The organism is Flavonifractor hominis, from assembly GCF_040095835.1.
Lineage (GTDB): Bacteria > Bacillota > Clostridia > Oscillospirales > Oscillospiraceae > Flavonifractor > Flavonifractor hominis.
This window is the reverse complement of record NZ_JBBMFT010000002.1, coordinates 318,291-339,151: the sequence shown is the minus strand read 5'-3', so window position 1 is coordinate 339,151 and position 20,861 is coordinate 318,291. Positions and strand designations below refer to the sequence as shown.

The following is a 20,861-nucleotide window of genomic DNA, read 5'->3' as shown; positions in this document are numbered from 1 at the left end:
GCTTTCGAGGGACGAAATAAGAAGCGGGATAAAGGCAAGGCGTCAACATCGACGCCTTTGCCAATCACTTCTGCCCGCAGTGCGGGCAGTTTCAGGGATTCCTGGAAACACCGAAAATGGGGTCAAAAGCAGAGAGGAAAGGAAGTTCTACGGTCACTATCCCTCAACGCTTACTCCCACAAGGAAAAATAGGGGTCAAGCCCCGGAAAGGAGGCCATGATGAGCAAAAAAGAGAAATTCCCCCTTTACCTGTCGCCGGAGAAAAAGGCGGCCCTAGAGCGGAGATATACGGAAGACGGCAGCTGGAGTATCACTGGATTTATCGAAAACGCCATCGATTTTTATCTGGACTATCTCAGCGCCAACAACTCCGGATTGTTTCTGCCCTCCGCCGTCCAGTCCTATCTGGACGGCAGACTGGATCAGATGGAAAACCGTATGGCATCGCTGCTCTTCAAACAGGCGGTGGAGCTGGATATGGGACTGAGTATGCTGTTCAAGTGTGTCAACGTGAGCGAGGAAGAGCTGCGCCGTCAACGGGCGGAGAGTGTGGCTAACGTGAAAAAGACCAACGGCAAGGTGCCGCTGGTACAGAAGCTGCGGGAGCTGGAGGATGACCCATGGCAAGACTGATTGTTAAGAGCCCCTACATCAAATGCGGCGGCGGCCAGGGTGCAAGTGGCTACATGAAGTACATCGCCACGCGGGAGCGGGTGGAGATCATCCCGGATGACCGTCCGCCTACACGTAAGCAGGAGCAGCTCATTACAAAACTGGTGAAAGATTTTCCTGACACCAAAGATCTGCTGGAGTATGAAAGCTACACGCAGCACCCCACCAAAGCCAGCGCCTCATCGTTCATCACGCTGGTGCTGGAGGAGAACCGGTCCCAGGTTCAATCCTCGGAGGGCTACGCCAGATACATCGCTACCCGTCCCCGTGCAGAACGTCTGGGTGACCACGGGCTGTTCGGCGACGAGGACAGTGTGGATCTGGACAAGGCCATGGGAGAACTGGAGCACTACACCGGAAATGTGTGGACACACATCATCTCCCTCCACCGGGTGGACGCTGAGCGTCTGGGCTATGACAATGCCCAGGCGTGGCGTTCTCTTCTGCGCACACACCGCAACGATATCGCCGCCGCCATGAACATCAAGCCCCAGGACTTCCGGTGGTACGCTGCCTTCCACAATGAAGGGGAGCATCCCCACGTCCACATGATGGCGTGGTCGGTGGAACCTGGACAGGCATATCTGTCCAGAGACGGTATCCGGCAGATCAAGTCATCCCTCACCAATCAGATCTTCAAACAGGAGATGCTCCACCTCTATGAGCAGAAGTCTGAAAGCCGGGACGAACTGGTGCGGGAGACCCGGAACGCCATGCTGGAGCTGTCCCGGCAGATGAGTGAGTCGGTCTGTGAGCATCCTGAAGCAGAGCGGATGATCTTGAACCTTGCCCAGAGTCTCGAAGATGTGAAGGGTAAGAAGTCCTACGGGTATCTCCCGAAGTCCTTGAAGCGGAAGGTGGACGAGATTGTAAACCAGATGGAGCACCTGCCTGTTGTGGACAGGTGCTACCAGAAGTGGTGGGAGCTGCAATGCAAAGTGAATGACTTCTACTCCGGGAGAGAACGGCAGCGCCCGCCGCTCTCTGAACAGAAAGAGTTCCGCGCCATCAAGAATGCGGTGATTCAGGAGGCCGAGCACGTCCGGCTGAACCATATCTCTTTCGAGGACAGAGAGATGGAAGACAACGGTGACTGGGTGGATGAACGATCACTCACCTGGACCTGCCGGGAGCTGCGGAGGATCATTGAAGATGAGACCTTCCCGCTGGAAGAACGGGATGAAGCCGCCGAAAGGCTGGAGCTGCTGGCGGAGATGGGTGATCCCTACGCCCAGACCTTCCTGGGGCAGCTGTACCGGGACGGCGGGCTGCTGATCCCTGACGCGGAGAAGGCCAGGTATTGGCTGGAGCAGGCGGCGAAGCATGAACTACCCCAGGCTCAATATGCGATTGGCAAATTGCTTCTCTCTGACGATCCCGACGTACACGATCCCAGCGAAGGCATCCGGTGGCTGAACGCGGCCGCTCAAAACGGAAACGACTATGCAGCCTATGCCCTGGGCAAGGAGTATCTGAGGGGTGAGCACGTACCTAAAAATGCAAATACGGCGGCGGAGTATTTCCGGCAGGCGGCAGAGGCGCAGAACCCCTGGGCGCAGTATCTGCTGGGCAAGCTGTACCTGATGGGGGAGGGTGTGGGGCAGGACCAGAACATTGCCTATGGCTGGTTTCGGGCTGCGGCAATACAGGGCCACACCTATGCGCAGTTTCTCAAGGAGCGGATGGAGCAGGGCCAGCCTGGGCCGCCTGGCCTGCTACTCTCTGTCACCCAGCTTCTCCACCACATGGGCAGCATCTTCCGGGACAATGTGCCGGAGGATTCCACAAGCACGGGGCTGCACATTGACCACAAGCGGCTTCAGACGCTCCAGGAAAAGCGGATTGCCCTGGGCCACAGGCCGGATGACCATGTGGAGGAGCAAAATATGGGTGGCATGACCATGGGCAGATGGTAAGCAAAATAGCACAATGTTAACAATGATAGGAGTCGTTCAAATATGGACTGGAGAAATTGATAACAGTTTGATAATTGTAGTTTAAATCACTGGCTATTCCTCTGAGATTAGGGTATTGTGTGTTGCTGCAAAGGAGGCGGCACGCATGGGCTATTACATGAACGAACTGTACCGGCGCTACTTCCGAGCCACGGGTTTCAGCGGACTAGAGGAAGAGATTGAAAACACCCGCCAGGAGGTGCGGAATTACCTGAACCAGGCGCAGCGGCAGACGCTGATGCATCTGATAGATGCGCAAGAGCAGTTGAAAGCGGAGCTTGCTCAGGTCAGCTTCGAGGCTGGATTCAGACTGGCCATGGGGTTGCTCCGGGAGTTGGAGGATAAGCGTATCCGGCTCCAACTGGAAGAGGAGGGATAAACATGAGGAACACGCAGTTTCCCGTTCAGCGATACCAGTATTGCGGGAGCGAGGACATCGGCTTGGGCTGGCAGCACGGCGAGGCACTGATTACCTTTAAGAAGCACGGTCTGCTGGGTAACCGGCTGCAATACCTGCTCTGCCGCAGCTGCGGTGCGGTACTGTACCAGCGGGTGGCTGAGCCACACCGGTTCCCCCCTGTAAAGTAGCGCGCAAAGATAATGCTCATGTACGGTAAAGTATCACAAGAAAATTATGTCGAATTGACAGCCGCCTCCGCTATACCGAATAAGGAAATAAAGAGTCCTCAAATTTTGCGCTACTAAATGAAGACGAGCGGAAGTAATCTCCCGCTCGTCAGTAAACTTAACTATGCCATATCAATCCCGCTTCTTTCCCGCCACCGGCACTAAGAACAGCGCGGGCAACAGCAGGAAAGCGGTACAGACCAGCCCCCAGGGTATGGACACCTGCTGGGCTACCAGCCCCACAATAGGCCCGCCGATGATCTGCCCGAAAGAGTCCAGCTGTCCGCTGGTGGAAAAGACTGTGGCGCGCATTTTCTCATCCACATGGTCGTTCATCCAGGCGGCCAGCACAGGCTCCTTGATGGTGCGCATAAGCCGCGCCAGCAGGAACACCAACAACATGAACCAAAAGCTCCGCCCCACCGCGAAGAGAACCAGGCACAGGATATACCCGGCGCTGGTGGACATGACCACACTGGTTCGGCTGACAGTCCCTTTTTTCTCCATGCGGGCGATGAGCAACTGAGAAGCCAGAATACCTAAGCCGCTGCCGATAAGACTGATAACACCGAACCAAGTGACGCTGTTCAGCGGCCCGATAACGGGTATTACCGTGTCATCCAGAAAATGAGCGGTGGAGAGCCGGTCAAAGCCTTCACTGGCAAGTCCCCCGCATAGTGTGATTGCTAAGAGCGCCAGCAACACAGGTGCGCCTTTCACAAAGCCCAGGTTGAGCTTGAACAGGCAGACAAAGTCTTTAAGCAAGCCCTGCCGTTCCTCAATAGCAGGGGAGAAGTTGGTTTCTGGCATGATGCGACCCAACACCAGCCCCAACAACAAGCACAAACTGCCCCCCAAGATGAGAGGCATTTGCAGGTTTATGTTTCCCAGCAGTGTGCCCAGCACCACGCCCAGAACGCCGCCGATTTGCCCCATTTGACTGCCCCGCAGGAACACCTTGTCTATGGGTTTGTCCTCTTCCTCCGAGGCAATCCACGCCTCCAGAGCGCCGGTGATGAAGGTATCACCGCAACCCCAGACAACCTGGGCCAGCAGAACCGGCGCGAACCACGGTAGCGCACCCTCCATCAGAAAGCCCAGGCCGTAGAGGAACATTCCAATCAGCACCGAGCGCCGACGGCTATACAAATCCGCCACCACACCGGTGGGTATCTCGAACAGAAAGCAGGAGGTCTCCTGAACCGTCCCTACCAGGACAAGCTGGAAAACATCCAGCTGCACCACCTCCAGGTGGTACACGATGGAAAGCACTGTGGACATAGAAACCGCCAGGGAACAGACAAATCGGAACAGCAGGTAGACAGAATATGCCTTTGAATTTTTAGCAAACATGAAGTTACATTTCATCATAATTAGTCTCTAATCCTTTCAAATCTCATTTTATATGACTTTTGCAAGCTGTTAAGCTAACTTGTGGAACATATGCCGAACCTTATCTATACGGCTATTCGGGCGGCGGGGTTGGCAAATAAATTTACCAATAGCTGGCTGGTATCCTTTTAACTCTGTCAAGCAGACTCCCTGCCCATTTGTGAAATAAGTTAAATCGTTCCTGTATTCTTGAATACATCTAGCAGGGATTTCTCCTTTCAGAATGACCTCGTCATTCTTTATCTGAGTACTTACAATATCTGCACAATACCTTGGAGCATCATGATACGCCCGTGAGAGATATTCCTGCGGTGCATAAATTTCAAAGTGGAGATATGGCTCTAATAGTTCTGTCCCTGCTTTTTTTAAAGCCTGCTCCAATACGATAGGGGAAAGCAGCCGAAAGTCTGCGGGGGTACTTACAGGACTATAATACAATCCATATTCAAAACAGATTTTACAGTCTGTCACTTTCCATCCATACAGCCCCTGCTCGCAGCCATAAAGAACCCCCTCCATAACCGCATTTTGGAACGATTGATTTAAATATCCAAGTGAAACTCTGCTTTCATACTGCACTCCGCTTCCAATAGGGAGCGGCTCTATGGACAACCCGACAGAAGCCCAGAAAGGATTTGGCGGGACTTCTATGTGGATGGTATATTCTGCTTTTCTAAGCGGTCTTTCCATATATATAACAGTAGGCTCTTTTATTTCTGCCTCCACATGATATTTTTCCTCAAGGATGGCACAAATGACTTCCATCTGCACATTCCCCAAAAAAGAAAGTATAATCTCATGCGTTGTAGTATCCACATAATATTTTAAAAGAGGGTCGCCATCTGAAATTTCTGTAAGTGCCCCAAGCAATATTTCCCGCTGTTCAGATTTCTTTACTGCAATCGTTGTTTGGAGCATAGGGAGAGGATTTTCAATAAATTTTCTCTGCGGCAACAGTATTTCGTTCCCCAAAATACTGTTTAGCTGCAAAACATCATTTGGTAAAATTACAATATCACCAGAGCAGGCTGTATCGGATGAATATAATTCACCGTTTGTCGGAACACACATCTCTGTGATTTTTATTTTCTCTTTTTCAGATATTCTAATAACATCCCTCAAATGCAATGTTCCGCTATATATACGCACATAAACAAAACGCCGCCTTTTCTCTGAATATTCAATCTTAAAAACCTGCCCGCATAGTTCAGATTGACCTTCAGGCGTTGATGAATAAAATTTACTGGCAATTACTTCTATAAGCTGCCGAATCCCCAGATTGTTTTTAGCGCTTCCGTGATAAACGGGAAATAACGTTCCGTTTTGGAATCTCCTGTTTTCTTCCTGTTCCAGTTCTGACATTTTAAACGGTTTCCCTGACATATATTTCTCTAATAGTTCATCGTTTCCCATAATTACCGCATCCCACTGTTCCATATCGTCATTGTCCGTTACATTTATATGGGGATGCTGCCCAACCTTTTGCTTCACTATAATTTCCGAAGAAAGCTTTGCTTTCATTTCCCGATATACCATTGGCAAATCAATCCCCTCTTGGTCAATTTTATTGATGAAAAAAATTGTCGGAATCTTCATTATCTGTAGTGCATGAAACAGTATACGGGTCTGTGCCTGTATGCCATCCTTTGCAGAAACTAATAATACTGCTCCGTCTAATACGGATAAAGAACGGTATACTTCCGCCAAAAAATCCATATGGCCTGGCGTATCTATAATGTTGACTTTTACATCCTCCCACTGAAAAGATGTCACTGCTGTCTGGATAGTGATTCCCCTTTGACGCTCCAAATTCATTGTATCTGTCCTTGTTGTGCCTTCATCTACGCTCCCTAGTTCTGCAATTGCACCACTGGTATACAATAAACTTTCCGTTAATGTTGTCTTTCCTGCGTCAACGTGAGCCAGAATGCCTAAGTTAATTATTTTCATGTGATTTTCCTCCTATCAACACCCAAAAAAGGGCATAAAAATACCCAGTGATAAATACTCCTATCACTGGGTAAATAACTCCAATAGCCCCAAAACACTTATATGTTTTCGGGCATATAAAATTACATGATAAAAGTATTCTTAAACTGGGTACAAAAAACTAAGCCCCATATTAAAAGTGAAACGGGACTGCTACTTTTTGTTCCCACTATCAAATTGACAGTTTATTTAAGAATACCTTGCCGCATATTTATTAACTCCTTGTATAATACTGAATCTAATTATATTCCTTAACCCTTTATTTGTCAAGCTGACAAACTAAATATCCGAAATGCAACGATCAACGCAGCGAGGACACGGAGCAGGAAGCACAAAAGAGAAATATCCCTTGAATACCTCACAGACGAAAAGCACTACCCTTTAGGCACGACAGATGAATATTTCCAAGCCCCGGAGCCGGACGAGGAATACATACTTACCCTTTGCGGCGATACGGTCATTTTCAGCAGCGGTTTACTTGCGGAAGCCCTGTCACGGCTGGACGAACGGGAGCGGGAAATGATTTACCTGTCCTTTTTCAAGCGTATTCCACAGCACGAAATTGGCAGACAGTACGGGCGCAGCCGCAGCACAGCGGGCTACCATATCCGAAAAGCCCTACGGCAGCTCCAAGCGGAAATGGAGGGAATGGCATATGAGAAATAATAGGCTTCTCCCCTATGAAACAATCGTCCAAGCCGCCAGCGGGGAGCCGGAAGCGGTGGGAACTGTATTGCAGTATTACCGCCGCCGCATACAATGTGCCGCCCGTGTGAATGGACGGGTAGACCAAGATACAGAGGACTACATCACCCAGACGCTTCTCACAGCTATTTTCAAGTTCCGCTTTGGGAGATAGCCCTACCGCCTACAACTGAATAACCGCCGCTTCGCCGGCAACCAGAAAGCAGTAAATCTATTCAACAGATTTGCTGCTTTTTTTCGTTCCTGTTTGGCATTTTTGAAAATCCCCAGTATGAAAAAACAAAAGGGAAAATAGCCGCCGCAGTTGGCAAAATCCCTTACTTATCCGTAGAGGGTATCAAAGAAAAAAATACTGCCATTGTCCGCCTATTCCGGCTTGCGTGGTGTTGTAGGGAATAGAGGGGAAATTCTAAAAATCTCCGTCCATTTTGCTTTGCGTGGTGTTGTAGGTAGTGAAAGGAAAATTTTCAAGATAAGCCGGAATAGCGGGTAGCAAAGCCCTTTTGAAACGTTTTGTTAGCGGAAAGGACGGGAGCCGGGGAACGCCGGAGTTTTTCAGAGCAAGATTCTACCGAGGTGCCAAAATTCGCTCTCCGCTTATTTTTGCCCCTGCGGGAATCTTGTTGGGGAGTGCCTTCCCCAAACCCTGCTATGCGCCCTGTCGGGCGAGAAAGGAGGTCACAGACCATGCGAAAGAAATACAATACGCCCCACCGCCGTCATGTGGTAAAGACCCGCATGACCGATGAAGAATACGCCGACTTCACCGGGCGGCTGGCGGCTTATGAAATCAGCCAGTCCGAGTTTATCCGGCAAGCCATACGGAAAGCGACCATACGCCCCATTGTCACCGTTTCCCCGGTCAATGACGGGCTGCTTGCCGCCCTCTCCAAGCTCACGGCAGAGTACGGGAAAATCGGCGGCAACTTAAACCAGATTGCCCGGAGCCTGAACGAATACGGAAGCCCCTACCGGGGGCTGGAAAAGGAAGTGCGGGGAGCCGCCGCCGACCTTGCCGCCTTGAAGTTTGAAGTCTTGCAGAAAGTAGGTGAAGCCGTTGGCGATACTCAAACATATCAGCTCTAAAAATGCCAACTACGGGGACGCTGAAAAATACCTCACATTCGAGCATGACGAGTTTACCATGAAGCCCACCCTTGACGCAGACGGGCGGCTCATACCGAGGGTAGACTACCGCATATCCTCTCTGAATTGTGGCGGGGAGGATTTTGCCGTTGCCTGTATGCGCTCCAATCTCCGCTACGGCAAGAACCAGAAACGGGAGGACGTAAAGAGCCACCACTACATCATCAGCTTTGACCCACGGGACGGCCCGGACAACGGCTTGACCGTTGATCGGGCGCAGGAGCTGGGCGAGAAGTTCTGCGCCGAGCATTTCCCCGGACACCAGGCCCTTGTCTGCACCCACCCGGACGGACACAGCCACACCGAAAATATCCATGTGCATATCGTCATTAACAGTCTGCGGATTGCGGAGGTTCCCATGCTGCCCCACATGGACAGGCCAGCGGACAGGAAAGCAGGCTGCAAGCACCGCTGTACGGACGCAGCTATGAACTATCTGAAAGCCGAAGTCATGGAGATGTGCCACAGCGAGGGGCTTTACCAGATAGACCTTTTGAACGGCAGCAAAGAACGCATTACCGAGCGTGAGTATTGGGCGCAGAAGAAAGGACAGGCTGCCCTTGACAGAGCCAACGCCCCTATTGCTGCGGACGGTATCGCGCCCCGGCAGACCAAGTTTGAAACGGATAAGGCGAAGCTGCGCCGGACTATCCGGGAAGCCCTTGCCGCTGCTTCCGGCTTTGATGAGTTTGCCGCCCTGCTTCTCCGGCATGGTGTGACCGTCAAGGAGAGCCGGGGGCGGCTAAGTTACCTCACGCCGGACAGGACGAAGCCAATTACCGCCCGGAAGCTGGGGGACGATTTTGACCGGGCTGCTGTCCTCTCCGTTTTGGAGCAGAACGCCGCCAGAGCCGCCGAAAAACCCGCAGCCATAGCGGAATACCCCGGCAGTATCAAAGACCGCTTACGGACGAAAAAAGAAGCGAAAAACGCCCCGAACAATGACGCTGTACAGCGCATGGTAGACATAGCCGCCAAGCGAGCCGAGGGGAAAGGACGGGGCTATGAGAAGTGGGCGACCATGCACAACCTCAAACAGATGTCGGCTACCCTCATGCTCTACCAGCAGTATGGCTTTTCTTCCCCGGACGAGCTGGACGCTGCCATTTCCGCAGCCAACACCGCCACGCAGGAGAGCCTTGCCGGACTGAAAGGGCTGGAAGCCGCTATCCGGGAGAAAAAGGAATTGCAGCGCAACCTTTTGGGCTATATCGGCACGAAGCCCGCCCGTGACGGTCTGAAAGCGCAGAAATCGGAGAAAGCCCGGAGAGCCTACCGGGAACAGCACGAAAGCGATTTTATCATAGCGGACACAGCCGCCCGTTATTTCCGGGAGCATGGAATAACCAAGCTGCCAGCCAGCAAAGCCCTGCAAAGGGAGATTGAGCAGCTTACCGTCCAGAAGAACGCCGGATATAACGACTACCGGGAGAAACGCCAGCGGGCGCAGGAGCTTCAGACAGTCAGACGCAATATCGACCAGATTTTAAGGGGCGCACCGAGCCAGCAGAAAAAGCGTGAACAGGAGCGTTAAAGACCGCCCCGAAATGATACCGAAACCCTACAAAAATACAGGTATGATATGAACCCTTACCGCAATACTCCCCGACTTCCAAACGGGGCTTACAGGGCAGAAAAAGCCCGAAAATGATACCGAGAACATACAGAAAATGCCCCCTATCCCGCTACACCGATAGGAACGGCAGAAAGGAGCTTACCATTGCCGAGAATGAGCAAGAAGCGGCGGCTGGAATGGTCTTTCTTCCTCAACCACCGCAACCGTATCACTTACAACGACCTATGCCGGGGCTGCACCCGTGACTGCAAACAGAGCTTCCGGGCGGTTATCATACTATGCCCTCGCTATTATTCCAAACGCTGGAAAAAGGAGGACGCAGCCTATGGCAGATAACCGCAAATATTACTACCTCAAGCTGAAAGAGAGCTATTTTGACGATGATGCAATCGTTCTGCTGGAAAGTATGCAGGACGGCGTTATCTATTCCAACATTCTCTTGAAGCTGTACTTGAAATCGCTGAAAAACGGCGGGAAATTGCAGCTTGACGAGAATATCCCCTACACCGCCCAGATGATTGCGACCATTACCCGCCAGCAGGTAGGTACCGTAGAGAGAGCTTTGAAAATCTTTATGAAGCTGGGGCTTGTGGAGCCTTTGCCAAGCGGCGCACTCTACATGAGCAACATTGAGCTTTTAATCGGCCAGTCCTCTACCGAGGGGGAGCGCAAGCGCAGGGCGCGGCTGGCTTTGCAGGAACAAAAAGCCCTGCCGCAGACAGGGGCGGACAAATGTCCACCATATCGAGCGGACATTTGTCCACCAGAGATAGAGATAGAGAAAGAGATAGATATAGAAATAGAAAAAGAGAGAGAGTTAGAAACGGGACACCCCGCCCCCGCCGCCTATGGCAGATACCACAATGTCATTCTTTCCGATACGGAGCTTGACGGGCTGAAAACAGAGCTTCCCGGCAAGTGGGAGTATTACATTGACCGCCTATCCTGCCATATCGCTTCCAGCGGGAGGAAATACAAGAGCCATGCAGCCACGATTTTCAAGTGGGCGCAGGAGGACGCAGCCAAGAAAGCCCCGAAAAAGGGCATACCCGATTATACCTGTAAGGAGGGCGAGAGCTTATGACGAATGGATTTGATGAAATGATTTTGAATATGACCGACACCACGCCGGAGCCGGAGGACTACACCGGCGAGGACGGGCTTTTATACTGCGGGAAGTGCCACAAGCCCAAAGAGGGCTATTTCCCCAAAGAAACCGCCGCATGGCTGGGGCGTGACCGCCACCCGGCAGAATGTGACTGCCAGCGGGCAGAGCGTGAGGAACGGGAAGCCGCAGAGAAACAGCGCAGTCACCTTGAAACTGTCGAGCGGTTGAAGCGGCGGGGCTTTACAGACCCGGCTATGCAGGGCTGGACGTTTGAGAACGACAACGGCAAGTGCCCGCAAATGGAACACGCCCATTTCTATGTGGAGAACTGGGAAACCATGAAAGAGCGCAACATTGGCTATCTGCTATGGGGCGGCGTTGGCACAGGCAAGAGCTATTTTGCGGGCTGTATCGCAAATGCCCTTATGGAGCGTGAAATCCCCGTGTGCATGACAAACTTTGCATTGATATTGGGTGACCTTGCCGCCAGCTTTGAGGGCAGGAATGAATATATCTCCCGACTTTGCAGCTTCCCGCTGCTTATCCTTGACGATTTTGGAATGGAACGGGGAACGGAATACGGCTTAGAGCAGGTCTACAACGTGATTGACAGCCGTTACCGCAGCGGCAGGCCGCTGATCGTCACGACTAATCTCACGCTGGAGGACTTGCAGCACCCGGAGGACACCGCCCACGCCCGCATTTATGACCGTCTGATTGAAATGTGTTCTCCTGTCCGCTTTACCGGGAGCAACTTCCGAAAAGCCACGGCGCAGGAGAAAATGGGACAACTGAAAAAGCTGATGAACAGAAAGGAGAGCCGCCTATGACCAACACCCCAAAGAATGACCGCAGCACCCGCCGCCCGGATTGCGTGACGGAAATCCGCATAGGTAATTCTGTCCTTGTCGTTTCCGGCTATTTCAAGCAGGACACCACCGCCACCGCCGCCGATAAAATGCTGAAAGTGCTGGAAGCGGAAGCTGCTACACAAAAATCGGCAATTTGACGGGACGTAAAGAAGCAGAAAGGACTGTACAGCCAGCCCCGGCGTGTGGTATGATAGTCATACGGAATAGTGGGGCTGGCTGTCGGAAATGGAGGACACTATGTTAAGACAGACCACCCGAAACCTTATTACCGCCCTTTATCCGAGATTATCCCACGAGGACGAGCTGCAAGGTGAGAGCAATTCTATTTCAAACCAGAAGCGTATTCTTGAAACCTATGCGAAGCAGAACGGCTTTTCCAATCTGCAATGGTACACAGATGACGGTTATTCTGGGGCGAACTTCCAAAGACCCGGTTTTCAAGCCATGCTTGCGGACATTGAAGCCGGAAAAGTCGGCACCGTTATCGTCAAGGATATGTCACGGTTAGGGCGAAACTATCTGCAAGTGGGAATGTATACGGAAATGATTTTCCCACAGAAAGGCGTCCGCTTTATCGCTATCAATGACGGAGTGGACAGCGCACAGGGCGACAATGATTTTGCCCCTCTGCGGAACATTTTTAACGAATGGCTGGTGAGAGATACGAGCAAGAAAATCAAAGCAGTAAAACGGTCTAAGGGTATGAGCGGGAAGCCCGTCACGAGCAAACCCGTATACGGCTACTTTATGGACGAGGACGAAAATTTTATCATTGACGGGGAAGCCGCCCCTGTTGTGCGGCAGATTTACAGCTTGTGCCTTGCCGGGAACGGGCCGACCAAGATAGCCCGTATGCTCACAGAGCAGGAGATCCCCACGCCGGGAACGCTGGAATACCGTCGGACGGGAAGCACCCGCCGCTACCACCCCGGCTATGAGTGCAAGTGGGCGACCAATACCGTGGTACATATCCTTGAAAACAGGGAGTACACGGGCTGTCTGGTAAACTTCAAGACGGAGAAGCCGTCCTACAAGACCAAGCACAGCGTAGAGAACCCCATTGAGAAACAGGCGATTTTCGAGAACCACCATGAGCCTATCATTGACACCCAGATGTGGGAGCGTGTGCAGGAGTTACGCAAGCAGCGCAAACGCCCGAACCGCTATGATGAAGTGGGCTTATTCTCCGGCATACTCTTTTGTGCCGACTGCGGCAGCGTCCTTTACCAGCAGCGTTACCAGAACGCCACCCGCAAGCAGGATTGTTATATCTGCGGGAGCTACAAGAAGCGTACCCGTGACTGTACGGCGCACTTTATCCGCACCGACCTGTTGACCGCCGGAGTGACCGACAATCTGCGGAAAGTCACCAGCTATGCAGCGAAGCACGAAGCCCGGTTTATGAAGCTGCTGATCGAGCAGAACGAGGACGGGGGCAAGCGCAGGAACGCCGCAAGGAAAAAGGAGCTGGAAGCCGCCGAGAAGCGTATCAGCGAGTTATCCGCTATCTTCAAGCGGCTGTATGAGGACAGCGTGACCGGGCGCATTTCAGACGAGCGTTTCACGGAGCTGTCGGCAGACTATGAAGCCGAGCAGAAAGAACTGAAAGAGAGAGCCGCCGCTATCCGGGCAGAGCTTTCCAAAGCGCAGGAAGCCACGGTAAACGCAGAAAAGTTTATGAATGTTGTCCGCAAGTACACCAGCTTTGAAGAACTTACCCCTACCCTTTTGCGTGAGTTTGTGGAGAAAATCGTTGTGCATGAGTGCAGCTATGACGAGAACGGCACACGCAGACAGGACATTGATATTTATTACTCTTTCGTTGGCAAGGTAGACCTGCCCGAATGACCGCCCGACCTATCCGGCGCAATGCGCAAACGCCGGATAGGAACGGCAAAATTTTTTACACTTCTACTACTTCTTTATCACACATCAGCAAAGACACAGGAGGTGAAGCAAAATGGCGAAGAGACGACCATCCGGGGACGGCATGGTGCGTAAAAGGGAAGATGGCCGCTGGGAGGGCCGCATCGTTATTGGACATAAGGAAAATGGCGACTCCATCTTTCGATACATCTATGCCGACACCCAGAAGAAACTGACCACTAAGCTCCGGCAGAATATCAACGCCTATCAGGGCGTGGATCTGACTGAGGAAAGTAATATGAATTTGTCCCAATGGCTGGACAAGTGGCTGGATGTGTATATGACAGGAACCGTTCGGGAGAGTACTCTGGATGGGTACCGGAGGGATATGGACAACCATGTCAAGCCTTACCTGGGAGAAAAATCGCTGCTCAGAATTACCCCGGCAGATTTAAGCGGTCTCTACCAAATGCTCCTGAAGTGCGGACGAGTGGGGAGAAAGAAAGCCTCGGGCTTTGGGCTGAGCCCGACAACTGTCCATGGGATTCACACCACCTTGCATCATGCTCTGAGAACGGCCACAGAGGAAGGTTTGCTTCCGGCTAACCCTGCCGATGGAGTGACACCGCCTAAGGTCATCAAGAGGGCAAAAGGGATTCTCAATAATGACCAATTAAACACGTTCAAGGCGGCAATTCAAAAGGACTGGGTCTGGCGGGACTTCTTCCTCACTGAACTAACCACCGGTCTGCGGAGAGGTGAGCTGTGCGGACTCAGGTGGTCAGACTTTGATGAGGAGGCCGGAACATTAAAAGTATGCCGTACCATCCATGCCAGGAAGGGTGGCGGGGTGGAGGCGGGAAGTACAAAGACCTATGCAGGAACCCGGACAATTCTGCTTCCGTCCAGTACGGCCCGTCTTCTGCGGGAGCGAAAAAAGTCCGCCCTGACGGAGTGGATCTTCCCCAATCCCCTCTGTCCAGAGCATCCGGTCAGTCCAGGCAGTGCCTACCGGCGTCTGAAAGGTTTATTGGAGAAGGCCGGGCTGCCTGACCTTCGATTTCATGATCTGCGCCATACCTTCGCCACACACGCCCTGGCCAGCGGAGTGGATGCCAAGACCCTGTCCAGTATCCTGGGGCATACAAAGGCCAGCTTCACCCTGGACACCTATACCCATGTGACCGGAGATATGCACCGTAATGCCGCCGAGATCGTAGGGGGCTTCATGACAGAACTGTTGGGAGAGGAGATGGAACCATGGCAAAACAACGGAAACGGGGCGACGGCAGTCTCCACCTGAGAAAGGATGGCCGCTGGGAGGGGCGGTATGTGGTGGGCCATGATGAAAAGGGCCGTCCAAAGACGAAAAATGTGCTGGCCAAGACCAAGGGGGAGTGTGCGGCCAAGCTGAAGGCACTGAAAGAGAGCCTCAAAGGTGCTGTGGCGAAACGCCCCAAGGGGGACATGACCTTCGGGGCCTGGCTGGATCGCTGGTATCAGACAGATTGCAAACCAGCCATCAAGCCCAAGACTCGGGTGGACTATGAAAACCGGATCTATCAACACATCATCCCGGAGTTGGGATACATACCCCTTTCCCAACTGACCCAAAGTGATCTCCAGCAGTTTTATCACCGTCTGAAACAGGGAGGACGGCTCCTGAGGGTGGAGCAGTACGGTCCGGGGCTGTCCGACCGCATGGTAAAAAGCTGTCATGTGACCTGCCGCATGGCGCTGGACAAGGCGGTGGCGGATGGGTTGATTCTAAAAAATCCAGCCGCAAACTGCAAAGCGCCAGCCACCCATCCCAGAGAGATGGCCGTGCTGACGGGGGAGGAGATCCAACGCCTGCTCATTCAGGCAAAAGAGGACGGGTGCTATGAGCTTCTTCTGCTGGAGTTGTCCACCGGACTGCGCCGGGGCGAGATCCTGGCCCTGCAGTGGGATGACCTGGACTTCCGAACAGGGGCGCTGCGGATAGAGCGGCAGGTACAGCGGATCAAGGGAGAGTTGGTAGTCTCACAGCCCAAAACCAAGACCTCCAGCCGGAGCGTGATTCTGCCGGGGCCTATCCTGAAAGTTCTGGAGCGGTACCGTAAAAGCTGCTCCTCCCGCTGGATGTTCCCCTCGCCAAAGAAAACGGATTCTCCCCTGGACCCGGCAGCGGTGCGGAAAAAACTGACCTCTGTGCTGAAACGGGCGGGGTGTAAGCATCTGCGGTTTCACGACCTGCGTCACACCTTTGCCACCAACGCCCTGGAGCATGGCATGGACATAAAGACCTTGTCTGCCATCATCGGCCATGTGTCCAGCGCCACTACCCTGAATGTCTATGCCCATGTGACCGATGAGATGAGGCGGAAGGCCGCCGACCGGATCGACCGGGGAATCGCTGGTGTAGAGCCGCCTACCAAGCCGGAGCGTCAGCAGAGGCCAAAGGCAACGGACTTCCAGGCGGTGAAGGGCAAGTACCGCAAGCCGGGAACCGGGTGTATTACTAAAATCAACGACCACCTCTGGGAGGGGCGGTACTCCCCAAGGGTCAATGGGAAACGCATTGCACGAAATGTATATGCCTCAACCGAGGAGAAGTGTGAACGGAGACTGGCGAAGCTGATTGCGGAGATGAAAAGAGAGCTGGAACCACTTCGGGCCAAGAAAAAAGCGGGCTGAGAACAGAAAACCGTCCTCCAGAAGAAGTGCTTCCGGAGGACGGTGATTTTTCCTGTCTGTGGCTGTTATGTGGTCAAAAACAATTTGGCAAAATAGCGTGAGGAAGAAAATGAATAAAAAAGCAACAAAAAGCCGCTGTTTTCTTTCAAAAATAGCGGCTTTTCTGGTGGACGATACAGGACTTGAACCTGTGACCTCCCGCACGTCAAGCGGATGCTCTACCAGCTGAGCTAATCGTCCAAACAGCATGGACTATTATACCCGCAGAAAAAAGAAATGTCAATACTTTTTTCAAATTTCTCTTTCCAGCGGTGAAACAGACTGATATACTCAGAGAGAAGTGAACAGAAAAGGAGGAACGTGCGTTGATCCATGAGACCATTCCTGTCCCCGTGCTGTCCACGATTTTGGAGGACAGCACAGGGCGATTGACGACTTACTGTCGGGGCCGCACCGGGCTGCTGGCTGACGATGGGCAGCGCTGGGCGGTGCTGATTCTGCCCGGCGGAAGCTATGAGCGCATTGCTCCGGCAGAAAGCGAGCCGGTGGCGCTGGCGTTCCTGGCCGCCGGGATACAGGCTTTTGTACTGGAGTACAGCGTGTTGCCCCGGCGATGGCCTCAGCCTTTTCTGGAAGGAGCGGCGGCCCTGGCATGGCTGCGGGTACACGCGGAGGAATACGGCTTCCGGCCTGACCGGGTGGCGGTATGCGGGTTTTCCGCCGGAGGACATCTGGCCGGCTGGCTGGCGGCCCGCTGGGATCACCCCATGCTGAAACAGCAGCTGGGACTGTCCCCGGAGCAGGTGCGGCCCGATGCGGCGGTGCTGGGCTATCCGGTGGTGCACGCCGCGCGCTATCTGGCTCCTCTGGGAGGGGCGGAGGAGCTGCGGCTGGACCGGCAGGTCACAGGAAGGCATTCGCCTACTTTTTTATGGGCCACGGTGGGGGATGCCACTGTGCCGGTGGAGAATACCATAGACTATGCCGCAGCACTGCGGCAGCAGGGAGTGTCCTTTGAACTGCACCTGTTTTCCGACGGCCCCCACGCCATGGGGCTGGCCGACCGGGAAAGTGCCCGGGATGAGGCCCATTACAACGCCCACGCCGCGGCATGGCATCCGCTGTGCGTGGACTGGCTGAAAGGAAGAGAAGGATGAAAGAAAAGGTGGTGCTTATCACGGGGGCCAGCCGGGGCATTGGTGCGGCAGCTGCCCGGCGCTTTGCCGCTGAGGGGTGCCGGGTCGTGGTCAACTACAATCGCTCCCGGGCGCAGGCGGAGGTCCTGGCGGAGGAGATCGGAGGATGGGCCGTACAGGCTGACGTGTCCGACCCGGTACAGGTACAGAATATGGTTGACAATGTGTTGGATAAATTTTGTCAACTTGACATTCTGGTATGCAATGCGGGTATCGCTCAGCAAAAACTGTTTGGTGATTTGACCGATGAAGACTGGCGCAGGATGTTTGCGGTCAATGTGGACGGTGTTTTCTATACCATCCGGGCGGCACTGCCTCACTTCATTCACCGGAAAGCGGGACGCATTGTGACAGTCTCCTCCATGTGGGGACAGATAGGCGGCTCCTGCGAGGTGGCTTATTCTGCGGCAAAGGCGGCGGTAATCGGCCTGACCAAAGCTTTGGCAAAGGAAGTCGGACCTTCTGGGATTACGGTAAACTGTGTCGCACCGGGGGTAATCGCCACGGAAATGAACGCCAATCTGGATGCGGAGGCCCTGGCGGCTCTGGCGGAGGAGACTCCGCTGGGTATCATTGGACAGCCGGAGGATGCGGCCCAGGCCATCTGGTATCTGGCCTCAGATGACGCGGGGTTCCTTACAGGGCAGGTACTGGCGCCCAACGGCGGTCTGGTCATCTGAGACGAACGGAGAATTTGTCTATATACCACCACAGCGGCACCTGACAGCAGGGTGCCGTTGTGCATTTTATAGGTTGACAATTTCGGGCGACACGAATATAATTGTCAACAACTTCATTGAGGAGGAATGGATCATGAAAAAGACTCGCATCCTGTCTCTTGCACTGACGGGCGCGCTGTGCATGTCCCTTCTGGCTGGCTGCGGCAGCAGCGGCAACGATACCACCGGTGAGGCCGAGACTCCTTCGGGCGCTTCCGGCGAAACCACCAGCGCCGCCATCAAGATCGGCGGCATTGGCCCCCTGACTGGCTCCAACGCCGTGTATGGCCTGGCTACCAAGCAGGGCGCTGAAGTGGCTGTGGAGGAGATCAACGCTCTGGGCGGCCTGCAGTTTGAACTGGATTTCCAGGACGACGAGGGCGACAGCGAGAAGGCCGTCAACGCCTATGGCAAGCTGAAGGATGATGGCACTCAGATCATCTACGGCTGCACCACGACGATTCCCTGTGTGGCCGTGGCGGCTGAGACCAACGCGGACCGCTATTTCCAGCTCACTCCCTCCGCGTCTTCCACGGACGTGACGGAGGGCCGGGACAACGTGTTCCAGGTGTGCTTTACCGACCCCAACCAGGGCATTACTGCGGCCAACTATATCAAGGATAACAACCTGGGCACCAAGATCGCCGTCATCTACAACAACGGCGACGCCTACTCCACCGGCATCTACAACGCCTTCCAGGCTACCGCCGACGAGATCGGCCTGGAGGTGGTCACCGTGCAGACCTTCCCGGATGACACCAACACCGACTTTAACGTGCAGCTGAACGCTGCCAAGAGCGCCGGCGCCGACTTGGTGTTTATGCCCATCTACTACACCCCTGCTTCTCTGATTCTGAATCAGGCCAAGAGCATGGGCTATGAGCCTACCTTCTTCGGCTGCGACGGCATGGACGGCATCCTGGACCTGGAGGGTTTTGACACCACTCTGGCCGAGGGCCTGATGCTCATGACCCCCTTCAACGCCTGGGGCGAGGATGAGCGCACCAAGACCTTTGTCAGCGAGTATGAGACCGCTTACGGCGGCATTCCCAACCAGTTTGCGGCCGACGGCTATGACTGCATGTACGCTATCTATGAGGCCTGCACCGCTGCCGGTGTCACCGCCGACATGAGCGCGGAGGAGATCTGCGAGGCTCTGATTGCCACCTTTACCTCCGGTGACTTCAGCGTGGACGGCCTGACCGGTACCGGCATGACCTGGGGCGAGAACGGCGAGGTCTCCAAGGATCCTGTGGTAGTCAAGGTCGAGGGCGGCGTATACGTCACACAGTAATCCGCAAGCGCATCGCAAAATACGACCGCTTGGCTGGGAACAGAAGCGGGTTGCCGGGGTTGCCCGGCAGCCCGCTTTTCCCCGTATATCCCTTTTGCGCTGTGTATGGCGGAAACATCGGCAGCCCGGTGGGACCGCCGGTGTTTCTGCCATACAAAGAGGTTCAGAGAGAAAATAAGTAGAGAGGTGAATGGTTTGAGCTTCCTCAATAATCTGATCACCGGGATCAGCCTGGGCAGCGTCTACGCCATCATCGCCCTGGGCTATACCATGGTATACGGCATTGCCAAGATGCTGAATTTTGCCCACGGTGATGTTATCATGGTGGGCGCCTATGTGACCTTTTTTGCCACTGGCAGCTTTGGACTGCCCCCGGTGGTGGGTATTCTGCTGTCCATCGTGGTGTGTACCGTCCTGGGCGTGGTCATCGAGGGGCTGGCCTACCGTCCGCTGCGGCAGGCGTCCTCCCTGGCTGTGCTTATCACGGCCATTGGTGTGAGCTATTTCCTGCAAAACGCCGCCCTGCTGCTGTGGGGCGCTGATACCAAAGTGTTTACTCCTGTGGTGCCCACCGGATCCCTGCCCATTGAGGGGATCAATGTGACCTATGCTTCCATGGTGACGGTGCTGGCCTGTATCGTTATCATGGTTGCCCTCACTTGGTTTACCACCAGGACCAAAATGGGCAAGGCCATGCGGGCCTGCTCGGAGGATAAGGCGGCCGCCCAGCTCATGGGCATCGACGTCAACCGCACGATTTCCATGACCTTTGCCATTGGCTCGGCGCTGGCCGCCATTGCCGGCGTGCTGCTGTGTTCCAACTACCAGACTCTGATGCCCACTACCGGCTCCCTGCCCGGCATCAAGGCATTTACCGCCGCTGTGTTCGGCGGCATTGGCTCCATTCCCGGGGCTATGCTGGGCGGTATCCTGCTGGGCATCATTGAGACCTTTGCCAAGGTGGTCAACACCAACATCTCCGATGCGGTAGTCTTTGCCGTGCTCATCATCGTACTGCTGGTGAAGCCAGCCGGTCTGCTGGGCAAGACCGTGCGCGAGAAAGTGTGA

21 protein-coding genes and 1 tRNA gene are annotated in these 20,861 nt (G+C 53.9%); 19 read left to right on the top strand and 3 right to left on the bottom strand.

The genetic code is table 11. The features are described from left to right. Positions 1-219: 219 nt before the first annotated feature. The 4 genes from WMO45_RS05855 (at position 220) to WMO45_RS05840 (ending at position 3,215) form a co-directional block, all read left to right on the top strand. Positions 220-633 (top strand): hypothetical protein, encoded by a 414-nt coding sequence (locus tag WMO45_RS05855; protein WP_349139612.1) that lies wholly within the window; start codon positions 220-222, stop codon positions 631-633. Beyond that, on the top strand, positions 621-2,588 hold the full coding sequence (gene mobP3 / locus WMO45_RS05850; RefSeq protein WP_349139611.1) for a MobP3 family relaxase: 1,968 nt from the start codon (positions 621-623) through the stop codon (positions 2,586-2,588). The genes WMO45_RS05855 and mobP3 overlap by 13 nt, the downstream gene beginning before the upstream one ends. 145 nt (positions 2,589-2,733) lie before the next feature. Then, the gene (locus tag WMO45_RS05845) at positions 2,734-3,006 is read left to right on the top strand and encodes a DUF6809 family protein (RefSeq protein WP_349139610.1); all 273 of its coding nucleotides are present in this window, start codon (positions 2,734-2,736) and stop codon (positions 3,004-3,006) included. Between the two features lie 2 nt (positions 3,007-3,008). Then, positions 3,009-3,215 (top strand): hypothetical protein, encoded by a 207-nt coding sequence (locus WMO45_RS05840; protein WP_349139609.1) that lies wholly within the window; start codon positions 3,009-3,011, stop codon positions 3,213-3,215. A 171-nt stretch (positions 3,216-3,386) separates the two neighbouring features. Here WMO45_RS05840 and tet(40) read toward each other — a convergent pair whose 3' ends face one another. Together tet(40) and tet(O) are read right to left on the bottom strand one after the other, a co-directional pair. After that, positions 3,387-4,607 (bottom strand): tetracycline efflux MFS transporter Tet(40), encoded by a 1,221-nt coding sequence (tet(40), locus tag WMO45_RS05835; RefSeq protein ID WP_349139641.1) that lies wholly within the window; start codon positions 4,605-4,607, stop codon positions 3,387-3,389. A gap of 69 nt (positions 4,608-4,676) precedes the next feature. Then, positions 4,677-6,596, bottom strand: a complete 1,920-nt coding sequence (gene tet(O), locus WMO45_RS05830; RefSeq protein WP_000691758.1) for a tetracycline resistance ribosomal protection protein Tet(O) — start codon at positions 6,594-6,596, stop codon at positions 4,677-4,679. Positions 6,597-6,896: 300 nt separating this feature from the next. Here tet(O) and WMO45_RS05825 point away from each other — a divergent pair, with 300 nt between their 5' ends. From WMO45_RS05825 to WMO45_RS05775, 11 genes are all read left to right on the top strand, one after another. Beyond that, positions 6,897-7,301, top strand: a complete 405-nt coding sequence (locus tag WMO45_RS05825; protein WP_055151961.1) for an RNA polymerase sigma factor — start codon at positions 6,897-6,899, stop codon at positions 7,299-7,301. After that, positions 7,291-7,494: a helix-turn-helix domain-containing protein gene (locus WMO45_RS05820; RefSeq protein ID WP_002602095.1), complete on the top strand. Its 204-nt coding sequence runs from the start codon at positions 7,291-7,293 to the stop codon at positions 7,492-7,494. The genes WMO45_RS05825 and WMO45_RS05820 overlap by 11 nt, the downstream gene beginning before the upstream one ends. Before the next feature lie 533 nt (positions 7,495-8,027). Further along, positions 8,028-8,426 (top strand): plasmid mobilization protein, encoded by a 399-nt coding sequence (locus WMO45_RS05815; protein ID WP_002602094.1) that lies wholly within the window; start codon positions 8,028-8,030, stop codon positions 8,424-8,426. Next, a complete protein-coding gene (locus WMO45_RS05810; RefSeq protein ID WP_002602093.1) occupies positions 8,398-10,020 on the top strand; it encodes a relaxase/mobilization nuclease domain-containing protein in 1,623 nt (540 codons plus the stop codon). Before WMO45_RS05815 ends, WMO45_RS05810 begins: the two co-directional genes overlap by 29 nt. A gap of 186 nt (positions 10,021-10,206) precedes the next feature. After that, positions 10,207-10,398 (top strand): hypothetical protein, encoded by a 192-nt coding sequence (locus tag WMO45_RS05805; protein WP_006058351.1) that lies wholly within the window; start codon positions 10,207-10,209, stop codon positions 10,396-10,398. Continuing rightward, positions 10,388-11,146, top strand: coding sequence for a phage replisome organizer N-terminal domain-containing protein (locus WMO45_RS05800; RefSeq protein ID WP_002605636.1), 759 nt, complete (start codon positions 10,388-10,390; stop codon positions 11,144-11,146). The genes WMO45_RS05805 and WMO45_RS05800 overlap by 11 nt, the downstream gene beginning before the upstream one ends. Next, the gene (locus WMO45_RS05795) at positions 11,143-12,000 is read left to right on the top strand and encodes an ATP-binding protein (RefSeq protein ID WP_002605635.1); all 858 of its coding nucleotides are present in this window, start codon (positions 11,143-11,145) and stop codon (positions 11,998-12,000) included. The genes WMO45_RS05800 and WMO45_RS05795 overlap by 4 nt, the downstream gene beginning before the upstream one ends. Beyond that, positions 11,997-12,179, top strand: coding sequence for a transposon-encoded TnpW family protein (locus tag WMO45_RS05790; protein ID WP_002605634.1), 183 nt, complete (start codon positions 11,997-11,999; stop codon positions 12,177-12,179). The genes WMO45_RS05795 and WMO45_RS05790 overlap by 4 nt, the downstream gene beginning before the upstream one ends. A gap of 100 nt (positions 12,180-12,279) precedes the next feature. Continuing rightward, positions 12,280-13,890, top strand: a complete 1,611-nt coding sequence (locus WMO45_RS05785; protein WP_002605633.1) for a recombinase family protein — start codon at positions 12,280-12,282, stop codon at positions 13,888-13,890. Positions 13,891-14,002: 112 nt separating this feature from the next. After that, positions 14,003-15,211 carry a tyrosine-type recombinase/integrase gene (locus tag WMO45_RS05780; protein ID WP_349139608.1) on the top strand — a complete coding sequence of 403 codons (1,209 nt, stop codon included), beginning with the start codon at positions 14,003-14,005 and terminating at the stop codon, positions 15,209-15,211. Then, positions 15,169-16,584, top strand: a complete 1,416-nt coding sequence (locus WMO45_RS05775; protein ID WP_349139607.1) for a tyrosine-type recombinase/integrase — start codon at positions 15,169-15,171, stop codon at positions 16,582-16,584. Before WMO45_RS05780 ends, WMO45_RS05775 begins: the two co-directional genes overlap by 43 nt. Before the next feature lie 164 nt (positions 16,585-16,748). Here the strand turns inward: WMO45_RS05775 and WMO45_RS05770 are convergent. After that, a tRNA-Val gene (locus WMO45_RS05770) sits at positions 16,749-16,824 on the bottom strand. A gap of 125 nt (positions 16,825-16,949) precedes the next feature. On the opposite strand from WMO45_RS05770, the gene WMO45_RS05765 reads away from it, so the two are divergent. The 4 genes from WMO45_RS05765 (at position 16,950) to WMO45_RS05750 (ending at position 20,861) form a co-directional block, all read left to right on the top strand. Next, positions 16,950-17,741: an alpha/beta hydrolase gene (locus tag WMO45_RS05765; RefSeq protein WP_349139606.1), complete on the top strand. Its 792-nt coding sequence runs from the start codon at positions 16,950-16,952 to the stop codon at positions 17,739-17,741. Then, complete coding sequence (gene ymfI / locus WMO45_RS05760; RefSeq protein WP_349139605.1) at positions 17,738-18,460, top strand: elongation factor P 5-aminopentanone reductase; 723 nt, start codon at positions 17,738-17,740, stop codon at positions 18,458-18,460. The genes WMO45_RS05765 and ymfI overlap by 4 nt, the downstream gene beginning before the upstream one ends. A gap of 133 nt (positions 18,461-18,593) precedes the next feature. After that, positions 18,594-19,793, top strand: a complete 1,200-nt coding sequence (locus tag WMO45_RS05755; RefSeq protein WP_349139604.1) for an ABC transporter substrate-binding protein — start codon at positions 18,594-18,596, stop codon at positions 19,791-19,793. Between the two features lie 195 nt (positions 19,794-19,988). After that, positions 19,989-20,861 (top strand): branched-chain amino acid ABC transporter permease, encoded by an 873-nt coding sequence (locus tag WMO45_RS05750; RefSeq protein WP_349139603.1) that lies wholly within the window; start codon positions 19,989-19,991, stop codon positions 20,859-20,861.